This is a genomic window from Pseudomonadales bacterium, from assembly GCA_024234215.1.
GTDB lineage: Bacteria > Pseudomonadota > Gammaproteobacteria > Pseudomonadales > UBA5862 > JACKOQ01.
Genome location: JACKOQ010000001.1, coordinates 69,403 through 85,838 on the forward strand (window position 1 = coordinate 69,403; position 16,436 = coordinate 85,838).

Genomic DNA, 16,436 nt, shown 5'->3' on the forward strand with positions numbered 1-16,436 from the left:
CACCCTCAGCGGGAACCCGCAGCGCTCTGGCGCAGGGCCTGCTTTTTCAGATGGATCAGCAGCAGCGAGATCGCCGCCGGCGTGACGCCGGGTATCCGTGATGCACGTGACAGGCTGTCGGGCCGGGCCTGGGTCAATTTCTGCTTCACTTCATTCGACAATCCGGTGATCTGGTTGAAGTCGAGGTCGTCGGGAATCACCATCGACTCCTGCCGCTGCAACCGCTCGATCTCCTGCTGCTGCCGCTTGATGTAGCCCTCGTACTTGATCTCGATCTCGACCTGCTCGCTGGCCGCATCCCACTGCGGCGTCTCGCCGAGCACGGTCAGCAGAGCCTGATAACCCAGTTCAGGCCGCTTCAGCAGGGTCGCCAGGCTGTATTCTCGCAACAGCGGCTCGCCAATCAGCGCCTCGATGGCGCTGGCCTCGGCGGTGTTCGGGCGAATCCAGGTTGTGGTGAGGCGGCTGCGTTCACACTCGATCGCCTCGCACTTTTCGTTGAAGTGGCGCCAGCGCTCTTCATCGACCAGGCCAAGCTGGCGCCCGATCGCAGTCAGACGCATGTCGGCGTTGTCCTCACGCAGCAGCAGGCGGTATTCGGCGCGGCTGGTGAACATCCGGTAGGGCTCGATGGTGCCGCGGGTGATCAGGTCATCGACCAGCACACCCAGATAGGCCTGGTCACGGCGTGGTGTCCAGGCCGGCTGCTCCCTGACCTTGAGTGCCGCATTGATGCCGGCCAGCAGCCCCTGGGCCGCAGCCTCCTCGTAGCCGGTGGTGCCATTGATCTGCCCGGCAAAGAACAACCCCTCGATCGTGCGGGTCTCCAGTGATGGATGCAGGCCGCGCGGGTCGAAATAGTCATACTCGATCGCATAACCGGGCCGGCTGATGTGGGCATTCTCGAAGCCTTTGATCGAATGGACCAGCTCCAGCTGCACATCGAACGGCAGGCTGGTGGAGATGCCGTTGGGATAGAGCTCATGGGTATTCAGCCCCTCCGGCTCGACGAAAATCTGGTGGCTGCTTTTGTCGGCAAAGCGGGTGATCTTGTCCTCGATCGACGGGCAGTAGCGTGGACCCACTCCTTCGATCACACCGGTGTACATCGGCGAGCGGTCGAGTCCGCCGCGGATGATGTCGTGGGTACGGGCATTGGTATGGGTGATGTGGCAGCAGACCTGCGCTGGATGCTGCGCCGCACGACCCAGGTAGGACATCACCGGTGTCGGCTGGTCACCGGGCTGCGGCTGCATCACCGAGAAGTCGACTGTGCGCCCATCGATGCGCGGCGGTGTACCGGTCTTGAGCCGCCCCACCGGAAGTGGGTACTCACGCAGCCGTGCAGCCAGCGTGGTCGAAGCGGGATCGCCGGCGCGTCCACCCTGGTGGTGCTGCAGGCCGATGTGAATGACGCCGCCCAGAAAGGTGCCAGCGGTCAGCACCACCGTGCTGGCGCTGAAGCGCAAGCCCATCTGGGTGATGACGCCACTCACCCGGTCACCGCTCAGAATCAGGTCATCGACCGCCTGCTGGAACAGCAGCAGGTTGGGCTGGTTCTCGATGGTCTGGCGAATGGCGGCACGGTAGAGCACGCGGTCGGCCTGCGCCCGGGTGGCCCGCACTGCAGCACCTTTGCGGCTGTTGAGCACACGAAACTGGATGCCGGCGCGGTCGGTTGCCTGCGCCATGGCGCCCCCCAGCGCATCGATCTCCTTCACCAGATGGCTCTTGCCAATGCCGCCAATGGCCGGATTGCAGGACATCTGCCCCAGGGTTTCGATGTTCTGGGTCAGCAACAGGGTCCGGCAGCCCATGCGGGCGGCTGCCAGCGCCGCCTCAGTGCCGGCATGACCGCCGCCCACGACAATGACATCGAACCGGCTGGGGTGTTGCATGGCGCGCATCGACCTGAGAAAAGCAAAAGGGCAGCGATTATAGAACTCCGCTAAGCCAAAGCGAAATTGCCGGACTGACAGATATTATTCTGTTTTGATTTAAAAGATGGTTGTGGTTGTTAGGCTCGCCCTGGCCTGTGAGCAAGTTTTCAACACCATGATTTCAAGTAATTTTTCTCTTTTGGGCTGTTGTTGGTAAAGTGGCCTTTGCAGTGGGGGTGAGTTGGGGATAACCGCAGCGCATCGCTGGCACTGCCCGCTGTGACCGATCGATGCAACGGTTGCCCACAACGAAACAGCCGCGCTTTACCCAGCTTGTCCACAACCGAATCCGAACATCATCCGAGCTCATCATGCGCAACAGTGACCAGGCCGACGCCAACATCAAGAACAAGAGCTTTCTGCTGGTGCTGTTGCTGGTCACGCTGGCCTTCACGGTGATGCTGCTGCCTTTCTATGGAGCGCTGTTCTGGGCCGCAGTGCTGGCGATCATCTTCCAGCCGATTCAGCGGATGTTGATCAGACGCCACCCCCGGCATCAGAACCTCACTGCGCTGCTGACGCTGCTGATCTGCCTGTTTCTGGCGATCATCCCGGTGGTGCTGATCTCGATCTCGCTGGTCAATGAGGGGCAACTGCTCTACCAGAAGGTGCAGTCGGGCAATGTGAATGTCGGCGCCTACCTCGACAAGGTGCGCGGACTGATTCCCACGGGGTTGCGACCACTGATCGAGCGCTACGGGCTCGAGAACAATCTGGACCTGAAGAGCAAGATCACCGAGGCGCTGATGCAGAGCAGCCAGTTCATCGCCAACCAGGCGCTCAGCATCGGCCAGAATGCCTTCAAGTTCATCCTGAGCATCGGCCTGATGCTCTACCTGCTGTTTTTCTTCATCCGTGATGGTGTGACGATCCTCGAACGCATCCGGCAGGCACTGCCACTCGAAGAGACCAAAAAGAGCCGGCTGTTCGGCATGTTTGCCACCGTGGTGCGCGCCACCATCAAGGGCAACCTGATCGTGGCCGCCACCCAGGGCCTGCTGGGCGGGATCATCTTCTCGATCCTTGGCATCGAGGCTGCGGTGCTCTGGGGTGTGCTGATGGCGTTCCTGTCGCTGGTGCCGGCGGTTGGCTCCGGCCTGATCTGGCTGCCGACCTCACTCTATCTGCTGCTGAGCGGTGAGATTTGGCGCGGCATCGTGCTGATTCTGTTTGGCCTGTTCGTCATCGGTCTGGTCGACAACCTGCTGCGGCCGATTCTGGTTGGCAAGGACATCAAACTGCCCGACTATCTGGTGCTGCTCTCCACCATCGGCGGTATCGTGCTGGTTGGCATGAACGGTTTCGTGATCGGCCCGCTGATCGCCGCGCTCTTCGTCTCCTGCTGGTCACTGCTGCAGGATGATGCGCTGGGTTGAGGGGGGTTGTGCAGGAGAGCGCCTGTTTCGTGTGCCGCGCAGTTCCAACAGATCGGAGCACGAAAACAGCGACAGACCACGGTTCGTTCAATATCGAAGTTTTGGAAAGCGCCTTGATCAGGAACAGGAAACCGTGGTCTGTCCCTAATCAATTATGGCACGCGCCGCAACGATAGCGTTGCAGCCCGGAAACCTTGCCCCAGCGCACAACCCGAGGATGCGCACAATGCGGACAGACCGGCGCAGAACCCAACCGGCTTTCGATCACTCCATGCACCTCGGTGGCTTGGCTCTGCGCATGCAAGCGATCCGCCAGCAACTGCTTCTGGCGCGGCGTCAGCTTCTCAAGCTCCGCCGTCAATCGTCGAAAGGCTTCCGCTCTCATGCCTGCACCTATCCTGTTGATTCGATTGATGTCAGAATATAACAATATTTAAAAGGGACATAGCCTTTCAAAAGTATGGGCGAGCCCCCTAACAATTAATTCAAGCCGAACCGGCTTCGCCGGTCGGCTTAATTCAGCGCCCGACTCGCATTGCTGCGTGCAGGTGGGACGAACCACGATTACGTGCGAATTGGGGAACCGAACCACCTGCGGGTGGGGACAGACCGCGGTTGTAACATTCCCCGAAACAAAACCAGTCATGCGCGCAAGGTGGCGGCTATCGCGAGTGCCAGGCACTCTGTGGGCGGTGGAAACTCGATGGGTACGTGCTTTCCAGAAAAACCGCACCTTCGGATTGCATGACAAACCGGATTTCATCGTCCGAGACCTTTCCATGGTAACGGTGCACCACCTCTTTGGTGTTGCTCCAGTCTCCAGACTCGCGTGTTTTCGCAATGAATCGGGTTTGCTTCGCTCACCTTGCCTTCGAGAATTCTCTTTTCGCGCAGAGAAATGAAACCGTTCCATGGACCTCTTCCTTCGCCGTCGAAGGTGAATCTGAAATACTTTGCATTGATCCGAGTCATAAAAGTGATCTCGGCCTTCCATTCACCGTGATGTTGGGCCAGAGTTTTCGATCCTTGACCAGATCAAAGGTTTTGCCGCATTGGTGAAGGTCGACAGAACGTGACAATCGATCCCAGGATGATCAGCGAAGCGACGACCGGCGGATTGTTCCTGATCCGCAAATTGGAGTCTGTCGAGTCGTGTTTCGCAAGGATTCGCTCATAGCGATGACCCTTCCTGTTTGATGATCGCAGTGTCGCCACTGCCGCCATGGAGCGACCGGCTCGCATGGTGAACTTTTAACATTTTCTTAAAAAATGGACTCGATCTCTTTCTGTTTCCATCATGAATGGTGCTTTCTCAAACACAGTGCGCCATGACCGCCTGCAGCAAAGGCCCGCTGGGCCGGAGCTGGATGCATAAACTGGTGCTGTTTGAGCAGGTGGATGCTGATTGTAATCCTGGCCGAGAGGGGTGATGGGTGGCGATAGAAGTGATCGCTCACATTCATGAAAACCTGGCTGAACCGTGCACTGCTCGTCACGACTTACGGCATCACGCACTTCACCGACGAGCAGGTCACGGCGGCCAGGCTCGCCGGAAGATCTCTGCGGAATCATCTTGCGAGAGATCTCGTCATCGTCAGCCAGTTCCGTGTGGCGCCGGTACCGGTGCCAGGCGCCGTTTGCAATGCCCCGTCGTCCATTCGCGGATGCATGGGCTTGCTGCGGATTCATCGTGCTGAAACAGTCGATTCGTAGTCTGCGCGATACCTCGTCTGTTGCGCGCGCTGCGCGACAGGCCAGGGCATTTTACCGTCCGTTCACCCGCATCTGGAGAACCCGCCGCGAAGACCCGCAATCCTGCTCATGCGCTCGTTGCCGCCGCCTGCACGACTTCCGCACACGCGCAGATCACGTCGATCAATCAGCGGCTACACACGCTGAACAGCAGCTATATACGCTGGACACACGCTGAACGGCATGGGCCTCGAGGCCTCTGCCGTCACTTACGCGCGCGTGACCGCGGCAGCCCTGTTCTTTGTGGCGACAGGGCTCCGGGGGTCGTCGAAATTTCGCGCAGTGTGGTCAGACCTTAGGGACCATGGCGTTCGACTGGACCGGCACCGGATCGAAGAGCCTAACGATGCCGAAGGTCTCGCTTACCTCGGCAACAGTGAGTACGGTCGTCGTCGATGGGCAGCCACAAATCGCGTACAGGTTCACCTACGCGAAAGATGGCACTATCGCGCTCAATAACACCCAGCGTGGCCATCACCGGCAGCACCGCGAGCGTGGAAATGTCGGTACCGAAGGTATCCAGTGTCGATCCTCGCAACGGACAGTTCTACGGTCAAGCAGGACACTCCGGCGCAACTTCGTGTCAGCACACTGAATTTTCTGGTGGGCGGTGGCTCTGCGACGACCAGCAACCTATTCTCAGGTTCTGCTGACCTGTTCGGACTGAACAACCTCTCCGATGTCAGACTCTCTCTCCCATCGATGCACTCATCGGCCATTTCCGCGGCAAAGTAACCTGCTCATCCTCAGTCTGGATTCCCGCAAAGATCGTCGAGATCGACAGTACCGGCACGGTGCTGAGCCTTCGGTCTGACGGCGCTTACGACGCAGGCCATCGAAGCGTGACGGTCGATGGCTTCGAATGCGCATTTTATCTGGTGGCCGGATTCAGGTACGCCAATTCCCGCCTGTTCGTGCTCACTCCTCCGGCGCCGGTTCCCGTTCCGGCGAAGCCGTGTGGATGTTCGGTAGCGCGCTGGTTGGTAATGGCCATTTCCGTGCGCCGCCGCCGACTGTACCGGCGCCTGATGGCGCCCTGGTCCCGACAGGGATCGGCCATCATCTAGATGGCCGAATCGACAGCGACAGGCTGGTGCGGAGGCTATGGCAGAGACCGACCACGCCGCAGGTTGTGAAGACAAAAGGGGTCGGCGGCGCCGGAAGCGCCGACCTTCTTTTCATTCCTCCCAATTCCCGACTTCCAGGACTCGGGTGGCGATGCGACGGCGACGGCTGCAGGAAACAGCGGTCGTGGCTATCGAAACCGATGCCGAGTCCTGGCACCGCTTTAGGCGCGACAGCGACGCCGGGCGACCAATATTGTTGTTTGCGGCCGGGGGCCCCGTTTTTCGACCAGGCTGGGTCCGAGATTCACTCCTGCACCGCTTTGCTCGGGCGGGAATTTGCCGCGCACGGTCGATGCGTAGGTATAGCTGCTCAACGAATTCGCCGTTCGGACCGTAAAAGAATATTCTACGCCGTCGTCAGCGCTGCCCAGCCCAGGTGTCGCCCTCCGGTGTCCGGGTCGTCGACCATTTCATCAGTGCGAGAATCCCGCACCGAGGCGCAATGCCCCAATTGGTTCGCCACGCATCTTTGCTCGATGCGGGCTTCTTCCAGAATGATGATCGACTCACCGGGGAGTTGATCACGAAAGGTTGCTGTCGATGCCGGGCAGCGCGCACGTCTTCGATATCGGCCCCTGTAGCCCAGCAGATTGACGCCGACAGCGCCGAAGTTGGTCAGTTCCACAGAGTCTCCATTGATTGCAGACAGGTGCCCGCGACGGTCTGCGGCGCGACCTCGGTCACGACCAGCGCTGCCTGGGTGGTGGAAGCGAACAACATGCCGAAAGAAGCGGCGAGCAGGGTGGCTGCGTAGCGTTGCATCGAAAATCTCCCGGTTATTTTTGCCATGAGTGAGTGCCAGAAACGCAGCAACGTTGTCACAGGTTTGTGTCAGCCTGGTGAAGCAGCCGTTTTCATTTGGGGCAGTCATCCGCAAGGAAGAGGCGCAGCCTGCCGGCGAAGCGCCATCGGGGTTCAGAACGCCGGTCACGCGTTTGCGCAATGGCCCGGCGGTTTCTGCACGGGTCGGGCCGCTGAAGCATGGGCCTCGGCGGGGGCACGCCGAGCGCCTGGTGCGGCTGGCGGTGGTTGTAGAACCGGATCCAATCGCGATCACGCGCAGGATGTGCTTGAGGAAAACCGTGGTCCCCAACGCTCCTCTTCAGCGCTTTGCTGCCAGCCGGCGCTGAATGGCGCTGCTGATCTGTTCGGCGATGATGTCGTAGTTTTCATCGAAGTGGTGGCCGCCGGGGCGGGCGATGATTTCGCTGCCTTGCATGACGGGGTCGAGGCAGAGTGATTCGTCGGCTTCGTCGGTGCCGTAGAAGCATTGCAATTTGGTGCGATCGATGCGGGCGATCTCGGGCGCCAGCGGCATGGCTTCGTCGCTGGCGTCGGCGCCGAACCAGCCGCTGACCTGGATGCTGAAGTCGGCCTTGAAGGCCGGTACCAGCAGCGAGATCAGCCGCACCGAGGACTGCAACGGCGCCGGCAGGTGGTTGTAGATGGCCGGCAGGATGTCGGCGCCAAAGGAGTATCCGACCAGCACCACGTTCTCGATCTGCCACGCCTTGCGGTAGTGGATGAGGATGCGCGCCAGGTCGAGGGCGCTCTCTTCGGCCGTCCGTTTCGACCAGAAGTAGCGCAGCGCATCGATCCCCAGCACCGCCAGATCCTTCTGCTTGAGCAGTTCGCCGAGCGATTGGTCGAGATCGCGCCAGCCGCCGTCACCGGAGTAGATGATCACCAGTGTTCTGGTCGTCGATTGCGACGAGACTTCGACCAGCGGCAGGTCCTCCAGCGTCTGCGCCAGTTCGCTCTGGCTGGGGCTCTTCAGCACTTGTTGGGCGGCTTCGCCATAGCTGCGCGACAAGGGGGCTGGCTGCTCCAGCAGGGTGACCAGGTTCTGGCTGGCCTCATCGGCAGCCTTGACGAACTGGCCGACCCCGTTCTTGAGTGCGGTGGTCGTGCCGACCTGCCACCATCCTCCCAGCGCATAACCCGGATCGAACCGTTGGTCATGTGGTTCGAGACGGTTGCGATCGAGGTTGCAGAGCGGCTTGCCGAAACCGAGCCTGAATGATGCGACATCGACACTGACACCGCCGGCGAAGGCCAGCGCCGGCGCCTGCACCAGACTGGCGTAGACCAGCACGCCCCCCTCGCCACGGCCCAGCAGCAACGGCTTGCTGTAATGGGTGAAGCCCAGCTGCTGCTGGACGGAGTGGCTGATCCACTCCAGTGGGCCCGGCAGGTAGAGGCAATCCTGATTGAAGCCCTGTAGCCGTTGCAGCGCCAGCCGGGTGTCGATCACTGCCACGGTCAGCCCCTGTGCCACCAGGTCATCGATCGCCTGCAGGTCGACATCGGCCAGGCCCTCTTCGGATGAAAAGAGAATCGCCAACTGCTGCGTCTGCCCCTTCTGACCATGGACCGCGACGCTGCCCAGTTCGCTGGCTTCGAGTGTCAGCAGCGGTTCGGCTGCGAAGGCAAGGGTTGATCCGCCGCTCAGGCAGAGCAGCCAGAGCATGGCAAAGGAAAAGAACCGCTTCACTTCATGACGATCCCTTTGTAACTGCCGGCAATCAACGCGGCGGTGTCGGTGATCGCCAGCAACGCGCTGAGGCCGCCTTCTGAAACCAGGTAGCGCGGTTCCCAGATCGGATCGAACTTCTCCTTGAACTGGCGCAGACCCTGAAAGTTGTAGAAGCGCGCCCCCCGGTTGTAAATCAGATCGCCAAAGCGGTACCAGAGCGGGGCCAGGGGGTGTGCTTCCAGCCCCGACAGCGGCGCCATGCCCAGATTGAAGCGACAAAAACCCTGCTGCTTGAAGTGCTGCATCAGCCGGATGAACAGGAACTCCATCGTCAAGGACGGTGCATCGGGTCGGTGGCGCATCAGGTCGAGCGACGCCTCGGCATGGGTGGCGGTGGTCATCAGGGTGGCAAAGGCGATCGGTCGACCCTGTTGACGAACGATGGCGACACCGTTGCGGCAGATGTAGTCGGGAATGAATGCCCCCAGCGAAAAACCTTTCTCTTCGGTGTTGCGGGAGGTGAGCCAGGCGGTGGAGATCTCTTCGAGGTCTGGCAGCATCTGCGGCACCTGCGCCTTGTCGATCACCTCCATGACCAGGCCATCGCGTTCGCCGCGGTTGCAGGCATAGCGCAGATGCTTGTTGCTGGAGCCCTCGAGCGAAAAGCGATCGAGCAGCACCACGCCCTCCTCGCCCAGCTTCATCGGCGTCAGCCCCATGTCGAGGTAGATCGGCAGCAGGGCGGGCCGCGCCTGGTAGAATGCGATCCGGCCCCCGGCGCTGTCGGCCATTTCACGCAGTCGCCAGGCCAGCTCTTCGGCCGTATCCATCGATCCGACCGGATCACCCAGCGCAATCCAGCTTGCGCCACGGATGCCATACATCAAGAAGGCATCACAGGTTTCGGTGAACAGCAGCCGCTTGTCGCCCATCAGGGCCAGCTGGGCGGTGGTGTTGTCCTGCTGCTGAATGATCGCTTCGGCCTGCTCCAGTGCTTCGGCCGAGGGGTGTTGGGCGGGCTGCCTGGGTGGGCGCAGCAGCCAGTAGAGGCCGAGCGCGAACAGCGTGACCGTGACGCCGAAGGCCGAGCGCAGCGAACGGGAGGCATCGGCGCCGTAGGCAAACTTCCACCAGAGGTGGTTGGCATATTCGACATGCTGGTAACTGAAGAAGATCATCCACACCATGGCACCAACAGCCCCCAGAATCGCCATCAGCGAGGTGGTGGTGAAGGGCGAGTCGAGCAGTGTGGTGTGGCGGTAGAACTCGTGTCGGCACAGCAGCAGCGTCAGCGCGGTGGCGAAGAGCACCAGCCCCTCTTCATAGTCGATGCCCTTGATCAGCGAAAACAGCGCCCCGCTCAGACAGAGCAGCAGGGCCAACAGATAGGCGCCATTGAGCTTGCGGTACAGTCCATGCGCGACGATCAGCAACCCGAGACCGACGACCGAAGAGAGCAGGTGGGAGATCTCGACCAGCGGCAGTGCGACAAACACCCTGATCAGCGCCAGCCGCTCGGGGGTTGCTGGCGTGGCCGACGAGAGCAGCAGCACCAGACCGCTGGCGAAGACCATCACCGAAGCCAGATAGGGCACAGACCGGCCACCCAGCGACTGCAGATGGTCGAGCACGGCACTTCAGGTCGGCGACGCCCGGTCACGGAGTTCCTTGAGCGCCAGCAGCAGCATCGCCAGCAACAGCGGGCCCAGATGGTAGATGATGCGGTACATCAGCAGGCCCGCACCCAATCCCTCGGCGGAGACCTTGCCCGAGAGCGCCAACAGCATGATGCCCTCGAACACCCCAAGCCCGCCCGGCACATGGCTGGTGATGCCGGCCATGACCGCCAACGCATAGACCACCATGAATTCGACGAAGTGCAGGTCGCTCGACGGAATCAAGACATAGAGGCAGGCGCCGCAACAGAGCACATCCACGACGGAAACGGCCAGTTGAAACAGGGTGAGCCGCGTCTTCGGCAGTCGAAACGACCAGCGTGCCAGCCGTACCGGTGCGGTGCGCCCATGGGCCCATGACAGCAGCAGGGCCACCGCAATGAGCACTGCGGCACCCATCGCGCGCAGCCAGGGTGCCGAAACGCCAGAGAGCGTCACCAGCAACTCTGGCCGCACCGTCAGCGCCGCGGCACCGACGATGTGGATGCCAATGCCGAAGGCGAGCATGTTGAACAGGGTCACCCGCCCGACATCCGCCGCATCCAGCCCCTTGACCACATAGATGCGGTAGCGCACCGAACCACCCGACAGCAGGCTCAGACCCAGGGTGTTGGAGAAGGCATAGCCGCAGAATGAGGCAAAGGCGACGGTTGAAGCCGGCAGGCGCTGGCCAATGTAGTTGAGCGCCGACCAGTCATAGCCCATCAGCGCCACGAAGCTGGCCAGGGCAAAGAACAGTGCCAGACCAATCTGCTGCCGGTTGAGGCTGCCGATCTCCTCCAGCAGATGGGCGGAGGTGATGCCTGCCAGCATGTGGTGGATGGCCCACAGGGCCGCGATGAAGAGTCCCAGCGAGATCAGCGAGAAGAGGTGCGGCTTCAGGCGCGACAGCAGCGGGGGCACCAGCGGTGGCCGCCTCCGGGGCGGATCGATCTGACCGACTGCGTTGTCTGAAGTCGTGATCTCTTTACGATTCATCACACCAACAGCGGCATCAGAGTGAAGGGTTCGGTTGCATCACCCATCTCAGCCACTCGACCAGTCGACCCAGCCCAGTTGCGCCGTCAGCAGGATCAATGCCCCGAAACCGATGCGATACCAGGCGAAGAGGGTGAAATCATGGTTGGAGACATAGCGCAGCAGGCCACGCACGGCGACGAAGGCGCTGAAGAAGGCGCAGAGAAAGCCGGTGGCAAACAGCGGCCAGTCGCTGAACTGCAGGGCAGCGCCATGTTTGTAGAGGTCGTAGGCGGTGGCGGCAAACATCACCGGAATCGCCAGAAAGAATGAAAATTCGGTGGCGGCCTTGCGTGACAGTCCAAACCAGAGTCCGCCGATGATGGTGGCCCCGGCGCGGGAGACGCCTGGCACCAGCGCCAGCATCTGCGCGCAGCCGACCTTGAAGGCATCCAGCGGTTTCAGTTCATCGACAGTATCGATGTGCGATGGCAAGGCGCGCCGCTCGGTCCAGAGAATGAAGACGCCACCGACCACCAGCGCCAGCGCCACCGACAGCGGATTGAACAGATAGAGCTTGATCTGCTTGATGAACAGAAAGCCGAGCAGCGCGGCCGGCAGAAAGGCCAGCAGCAGGTTCAGCACGAAGCGCTGCGCTTGCGGATCGCGGTGCAGTTGACCGAGGGTCGAGGTGAGCCGCTGGCGGTACTCCCAGCAGACCGCGAGGATGGCCCCGAGCTGGATCACCACCTCGAACAGCTTGCCGCGCTCGTCATTGAAGTCGAGCAGGTCGCCGACGATGATCAGGTGGCCGGTGCTCGACACCGGCAGGAATTCGGTCAGCCCCTCGACGATGCCGAGCAGCAGCCCGCTCAGGATGTCACTCATGCTTCACCTGCGTTGAATAAGGAAGGATGAAAAGGGCCGGCCGAACGGCCATCCGGTTCCGGCAGCCTCAGGAGGCTGCCAGTGTCAGCCATGGAAAGGGCTGATGGGTGCGGGCCACCCAGAGCAGATAGCCGAGCGTCACCAGTGATGCCACCAGCGCCGCCGTGCGGATCGTCCGGGTCTTGCCGCGCTTCAGGGCGATGGTGCCCAGCACGATGTAGAGCAGCAGGGCAAGGAATTTGGCGGTCAGCCAGCCATCGATCAGCGGATATTGGCCGATCACCACACAGAGGCCAATGGCGCTGGCCAGCAGCAGGGTGTCGATGATGTGGGGAAGCACCTTCACCCAGCGGGTCTGCAACCGCTGCGGATCGAACAGCATCCAGCGAGCACGCACCAGAAAGAGTCCAATGGTCAGTGCCACCATCAACAGGTGGGTCATCTTCAGCAGGCTGTACATCGTTCGACCTCGCAGGATAAAGCCGGGGATTGTAGTGACCGCCAAGCCTGACCGCCAGCGGTGACAATTGTGCTGCCGTGCTTGTGCCCGGTTCGATAAAGTGGTTCGATTGATCCGACCGTCAGCCCACGGCCACACCGGCAGCGGTGGCGGCACTCTTCGACCATCAGGAGAAGCCCAGGTGAAGAAACTTTCCCGCTTTCTGCTGCTGCTGACCCTCTTCAGCAACATCGCGCTGGCCGACTGCTACAAGGATGGCAAGGCCTACCCGACCGGCACCGTGATCGACGGCTTCATCTGTACCGCCGACGGCACCTGGGTCAAGGCCTGATCCAGACCCTCGCACACCGGGAACCGCCGCATGGAGGCCAAGGCCACGCCTGAGAAAAACGGCAGCAGCCGGGTCACGCTGCTGCTCGATGTCATCAGCAAGCTGGTGCCGGCGGCCGCCGTGGTGGTCGCGGCCATCGTTGCCAACCAGTTTCAGGCCGCCAACAGCGCTGCCAACCTGCTCAACCAGCGCGAGCAGGCCGACAGTGCCCTGCGTGCCGGCATGTTGCGTGACCTGATCAATCCGATCACCGCCTCGGGCAAGGATCTCGGCAAGATGCCGCTCGATCAGGAGCAACTGCTGGTCGAACTGCTGGCACTCAACTTCAACGAGCATTTCGAACTGAAGCCGCTGATGCTGCATGTCGACGGCCGTCTGGCGCGCGAGCAGTCCGCACCGAACGGGCAGCAACCGAGCATCGATGCACGCGAATCGCTGCGCTCGGTGGCCCGCCGCGTCACCCAGCGGCAGTTGGCGCAACTGACCGCCATTGGTGACCATGCCCCGGCCGAGCAGAAGAGCTGCATCTACACCTATCGGTTGAAACTGGCCCCGGCGCAGCGGGCCGCCCAGACTGCCGTCGCGCCGCCCACGCCAGCCTGCACCGACCAGCCGATCAATCAGTTTTTCGGCGATCTGATCAGCCTTGAATCACCCGATGGCGCCTACAGCCTCGCCTTCACTCTTCGACCACCGAAAAACTGGCAGGAGCAGACCTTCGATGCCCTGATGTACATCTCCGGCCGAAACAGCACGGGTCAGCAGGTCAAGCGTGTTTCGGCCGAACAGGATTTCACCCTCACCTGGTTCGATTTTCCCTTTACCGATAACACCTTGCTGGCCGATGGCGTGCGTTTTTCGCTGGTGCTCGACCGCGTCGACGCCAGCCGCAACGAGGTTCAGGTCAAGCTGGTCTGGTTCCCGCGTGACTACTTCTCGCCGCGCGAACGCCCCGTCAACCACTTGCAGCAGCGCGAAAAGCTGGGATTGCTGCCCAAATAACCACCCTGCGGTCTGTCGGCACCGTCGCGCTGCCTTTTGTAGCGGAATCGGCTAAGCTGCCCCACCCCTGCGTCTGAAGCGCGTCACCTTTTGTCGATGCCAGACAGTCGGTTGGCTGCGGTTCTTGACGCTGAACTGCGTCATTGCCTGTCGGCCGAGATCGACGCCTGCCCAATCCAGAGAGCTCCGTTTTGCGCATCCTGTTCGCCGGAACCCCCGAATTTGCCGCCGTCAGCCTGCGGGCGCTGCTTGCCAGTCGCCATTCGGTCGTTGGCGTTCTCACCCAGCCCGATCGGCCCGCAGGCCGTGGCCGCAAGCCGCAGCCGAGCGCGGTCAAGCAGGTGGCGCTCAGCGCCGGCATCGCGCTGCGCCAGCCCGAGACGCTGCGCGATTCGGTGGTCGTCGCCGATCTGGCCCAGTTCGAGGCCGATCTGATGGTGGTGGTCGCCTATGGCCTGCTGCTGCCGGAGCCGGTGCTCGGGCTGCCGCGCCTCGGTTGCCTCAATGTGCATGGCTCGCTGCTGCCCCGCTGGCGCGGCGCCGCGCCGATCCAGCGTGCCATTCTGGCTGGCGATCAGCAAAGTGGCGTCACCATCATGCAGATGGAGCGCGGCCTCGACACCGGCCCGATGCTGCTGCGGCGGAGCTGTCCGATCCAGGCCGACGACAGCAGCGCCAGCCTGAGCCAGCGGCTGGCCGACCTCGGTGCCGAGGCGCTGCTGGCCGCCCTCGATCTGCTGGAGTCCGGTGACGCACGGTTCGAGCCTCAGGACGAAGCAAGTGCCAACTACGCTGCCAAGATCGGCAAGCAGGAGGCCGAGATCGACTGGCGCGAGCCGGCCAGGTCGATCGATCGCCAGGTGCGCGCCTTCAACCCTGCGCCGATCGCCTTCACCCATCTGGATCAGATTCGCCTCAATGTCTGGGCCGGTCGGCCGCTGGAGCATTCGGCCGATGCGCTGCCCGGCACGCTGCTCGGCCACAGTGAACAGGGGCTGGAGGTGGCCTGCGGCCAGGGCCGCTATGCCATCACCCAGTTGCAGTGGCCGGGTGGGCGGCCGCTCGCCAGTGGCGAGATCTGGAACGCCCGCCGCCAGCAACTTGCTGCGGGACGGCAGTTGCGCCTGCCGCTGTCGTCATGAAGGGCGCACAGTCGCCCCGCCTGCTTGCCGCGCTGGCGGTCGCCGGCGTGGTGCAGCAGGGGCAGTCGCTCGGCACCGTGTTGCCACCACTGGAGGCCCGCTGCGCGCCCCGCGACCGGGCGCTGCTGCTCGAATTGAGCTATGGCACGCTGCGCTGGTATCCCCGCCTCGACCGGCTGCTCGGTCTGCTGCTCGACCGGCCGCTGAAGCCGCGCCAGGCCAAGTTGAAGGCGCTGCTGCTGGTCGGTTTTCATCAGCTACTCAACCTGCGCATTCCGCCCCATGCGGCGATTCACGAGACGGTGGCGGCCGTCACTGGCCTGGGTGAGCCTCACGCCAAGGGGCTGGTGAACGGCGTGCTGCGCAACCTCGACCGCCACCGCGATCGATTGCTGCAGCAACTCGATGACGATCCGGTGGCCGCCACGGCCCATCCGGCCTGGCTGCTGGCGCTGCTGCGCGAAGCGTGGGGCGATGCAAGTGATCACTTACTTGCCGCCAACAATGGCCATCCCCCCTTCACATTGCGGGTCAACCTGCAACGCATCAGCCGTGCGCAGTGCCTGCAGCGACTGGTCGAAGCGGGTCTTGAAGGGGTGCCCGGCACGCTGGCCGACAGCGCCATCACGCTGCAAAGCGCCTGTCCGGTGAGCCAGTTGCCGGGCTTCGAGCAGGGGCTGGTCAGCGTGCAGGATGAGGCGGCGCAACTGGCCGCCATCCTGCTCGACCCGCAACCAGGTGAGCGCTTACTTGACGCCTGTGCGGCGCCTGGCGGTAAAAGTGCCGCGCTGCTGGAGCGGCAACCGGGGTTGGCGGAGCTGGTGGCGATCGACATCGACGCGGCACGGTTGCAGCAGGTGCGCGACACCCTGCAACGCTGCGCGCTGGATGCCACGCTGATGGCTGCCGATGCACTCGATCTGGCCAGCTGGTGGGATGGCCGCCCCTTCGACCGCATCCTGCTCGATGCGCCCTGTTCGGCCACCGGCGTGATCCGTCGCCATCCCGACATCAAGCTGCTGCGGCGTGAGAGTGACATTGCGCCACTGGCCGCCCGGCAGCGGGCACTGCTCGAAGCGCTCTGGCCCACGCTGGCCAGCGGCGGCCGGCTGCTCTATGCCACCTGTTCGGTGTTGCCGGCCGAAAACGCAGCGGTGGTCGCGGATTTTCTGGCCGACCATGCCGATGCGCGGACAGCGCCGCTGCCGATCACCGGTTCGGTCGCCAGCGCCATCGGTTGCCAGTTGCTGCCGACGCCGGGTGGTCCCGATGGCTTCTACTACGCCCTGCTGGAAAAGCGCTGAGCCGG

15 protein-coding genes are annotated in these 16,436 nt (G+C 62.4%); 6 read left to right on the plus strand and 9 right to left on the minus strand.

Annotated features, from left to right (window positions below):
- Positions 1-5 precede the first annotated feature (5 nt).
- Positions 6-1,898, minus strand: a complete 1,893-nt coding sequence (mnmG, locus tag H7A13_00345; protein ID MCP5331800.1) for a tRNA uridine-5-carboxymethylaminomethyl(34) synthesis enzyme MnmG — start codon at positions 1,896-1,898, stop codon at positions 6-8.
- A 353-nt stretch (positions 1,899-2,251) separates the two neighbouring features.
- Between mnmG and H7A13_00350 the strand changes: the two genes are divergently transcribed.
- The gene (locus H7A13_00350) at positions 2,252-3,316 is read left to right on the plus strand and encodes an AI-2E family transporter (GenBank protein MCP5331801.1); all 1,065 of its coding nucleotides are present in this window, start codon (positions 2,252-2,254) and stop codon (positions 3,314-3,316) included.
- Between the two features lie 148 nt (positions 3,317-3,464).
- Here the strand turns inward: H7A13_00350 and H7A13_00355 are convergent, their stop codons facing one another.
- Positions 3,465-3,701: an IS1 family transposase gene (locus tag H7A13_00355; protein ID MCP5331802.1), complete on the minus strand. Its 237-nt coding sequence runs from the start codon at positions 3,699-3,701 to the stop codon at positions 3,465-3,467.
- 1,076 nt (positions 3,702-4,777) lie between these two features.
- On the opposite strand from H7A13_00355, the gene H7A13_00360 reads away from it, so the two are divergent.
- Entirely contained in the window at positions 4,778-5,029 is a 252-nt protein-coding gene (locus H7A13_00360) for a hypothetical protein (protein MCP5331803.1), read from the plus strand.
- Between the two features lie 1,512 nt (positions 5,030-6,541).
- On the opposite strand, the gene H7A13_00365 is transcribed toward H7A13_00360, so the two are convergent.
- The 7 genes from H7A13_00365 to H7A13_00395 all read right to left on the minus strand — a co-directional run bounded on the left by H7A13_00365 (position 6,542) and on the right by H7A13_00395 (position 12,652).
- Positions 6,542-6,820 carry a hypothetical protein gene (locus tag H7A13_00365; GenBank protein ID MCP5331804.1) on the minus strand — a complete coding sequence of 93 codons (279 nt, stop codon included), beginning with the start codon at positions 6,818-6,820 and terminating at the stop codon, positions 6,542-6,544.
- Positions 6,811-6,957 carry a hypothetical protein gene (locus tag H7A13_00370; protein MCP5331805.1) on the minus strand — a complete coding sequence of 49 codons (147 nt, stop codon included), beginning with the start codon at positions 6,955-6,957 and terminating at the stop codon, positions 6,811-6,813. Before H7A13_00370 ends, H7A13_00365 begins: the two co-directional genes overlap by 10 nt.
- Positions 6,958-7,297: 340 nt before the next feature.
- A complete protein-coding gene (locus H7A13_00375; GenBank protein MCP5331806.1) occupies positions 7,298-8,689 on the minus strand; it encodes a virulence factor family protein in 1,392 nt (463 codons plus the stop codon).
- Positions 8,686-10,302: a bifunctional lysylphosphatidylglycerol flippase/synthetase MprF gene (gene mprF, locus H7A13_00380; GenBank protein MCP5331807.1), complete on the minus strand. Its 1,617-nt coding sequence runs from the start codon at positions 10,300-10,302 to the stop codon at positions 8,686-8,688. The genes H7A13_00375 and mprF overlap by 4 nt, the downstream gene beginning before the upstream one ends.
- A 6-nt stretch (positions 10,303-10,308) precedes the next feature.
- A complete protein-coding gene (locus H7A13_00385) occupies positions 10,309-11,325 on the minus strand; it encodes a UPF0104 family protein (GenBank protein ID MCP5331808.1) in 1,017 nt (338 codons plus the stop codon).
- 48 nt (positions 11,326-11,373) lie between these two features.
- Positions 11,374-12,192, minus strand: coding sequence for an undecaprenyl-diphosphate phosphatase (locus H7A13_00390; GenBank protein ID MCP5331809.1), 819 nt, complete (start codon positions 12,190-12,192; stop codon positions 11,374-11,376).
- 67 nt (positions 12,193-12,259) lie between these two features.
- On the minus strand, positions 12,260-12,652 hold the full coding sequence (locus H7A13_00395) for a SirB2 family protein (GenBank protein ID MCP5331810.1): 393 nt from the start codon (positions 12,650-12,652) through the stop codon (positions 12,260-12,262).
- A gap of 181 nt (positions 12,653-12,833) precedes the next feature.
- On the opposite strand from H7A13_00395, the gene H7A13_00400 reads away from it, so the two are divergent.
- From H7A13_00400 to rsmB, 4 genes are all read left to right on the plus strand, one after another.
- Positions 12,834-12,983: a hypothetical protein gene (locus tag H7A13_00400; GenBank protein MCP5331811.1), complete on the plus strand. Its 150-nt coding sequence runs from the start codon at positions 12,834-12,836 to the stop codon at positions 12,981-12,983.
- Between the two features lie 30 nt (positions 12,984-13,013).
- Positions 13,014-13,985: a hypothetical protein gene (locus H7A13_00405; GenBank protein ID MCP5331812.1), complete on the plus strand. Its 972-nt coding sequence runs from the start codon at positions 13,014-13,016 to the stop codon at positions 13,983-13,985.
- 167 nt (positions 13,986-14,152) lie between these two features.
- On the plus strand, positions 14,153-15,127 hold the full coding sequence (locus tag H7A13_00410) for a methionyl-tRNA formyltransferase (GenBank protein ID MCP5331813.1): 975 nt from the start codon (positions 14,153-14,155) through the stop codon (positions 15,125-15,127).
- Positions 15,124-16,431, plus strand: coding sequence for a 16S rRNA (cytosine(967)-C(5))-methyltransferase RsmB (gene rsmB / locus H7A13_00415; protein ID MCP5331814.1), 1,308 nt, complete (start codon positions 15,124-15,126; stop codon positions 16,429-16,431). The genes H7A13_00410 and rsmB overlap by 4 nt, the downstream gene beginning before the upstream one ends.
- Positions 16,432-16,436: the final 5 nt, after the last annotated feature.

What these genes read in the sequence shown, in the direction of transcription:
- mnmG (MCP5331800.1), bottom strand. Translation starts at nt 1,898, where the DNA reads ATGCAACACCCCAGCCGGTTCGATGTCATTGTCGTGGGCGGCGGTCAT.
- H7A13_00350 (MCP5331801.1), top strand. Translation starts at nt 2,252, where the DNA reads ATGCGCAACAGTGACCAGGCCGACGCCAACATCAAGAACAAGAGCTTT.
- H7A13_00355 (MCP5331802.1), bottom strand. Translation starts at nt 3,701, where the DNA reads ATGAGAGCGGAAGCCTTTCGACGATTGACGGCGGAGCTTGAGAAGCTG.
- H7A13_00360 (MCP5331803.1), top strand. Translation starts at nt 4,778, where the DNA reads ATGAAAACCTGGCTGAACCGTGCACTGCTCGTCACGACTTACGGCATC.
- H7A13_00370 (MCP5331805.1), bottom strand. Translation starts at nt 6,957, where the DNA reads ATGCAACGCTACGCAGCCACCCTGCTCGCCGCTTCTTTCGGCATGTTG.
- H7A13_00385 (MCP5331808.1), bottom strand. Translation starts at nt 11,325, where the DNA reads ATGAATCGTAAAGAGATCACGACTTCAGACAACGCAGTCGGTCAGATC.
- H7A13_00390 (MCP5331809.1), bottom strand. Translation starts at nt 12,192, where the DNA reads ATGAGTGACATCCTGAGCGGGCTGCTGCTCGGCATCGTCGAGGGGCTG.
- H7A13_00395 (MCP5331810.1), bottom strand. Translation starts at nt 12,652, where the DNA reads ATGTACAGCCTGCTGAAGATGACCCACCTGTTGATGGTGGCACTGACC.
- H7A13_00405 (MCP5331812.1), top strand. Translation starts at nt 13,014, where the DNA reads ATGGAGGCCAAGGCCACGCCTGAGAAAAACGGCAGCAGCCGGGTCACG.
- rsmB (MCP5331814.1), top strand. Translation starts at nt 15,124, where the DNA reads ATGAAGGGCGCACAGTCGCCCCGCCTGCTTGCCGCGCTGGCGGTCGCC.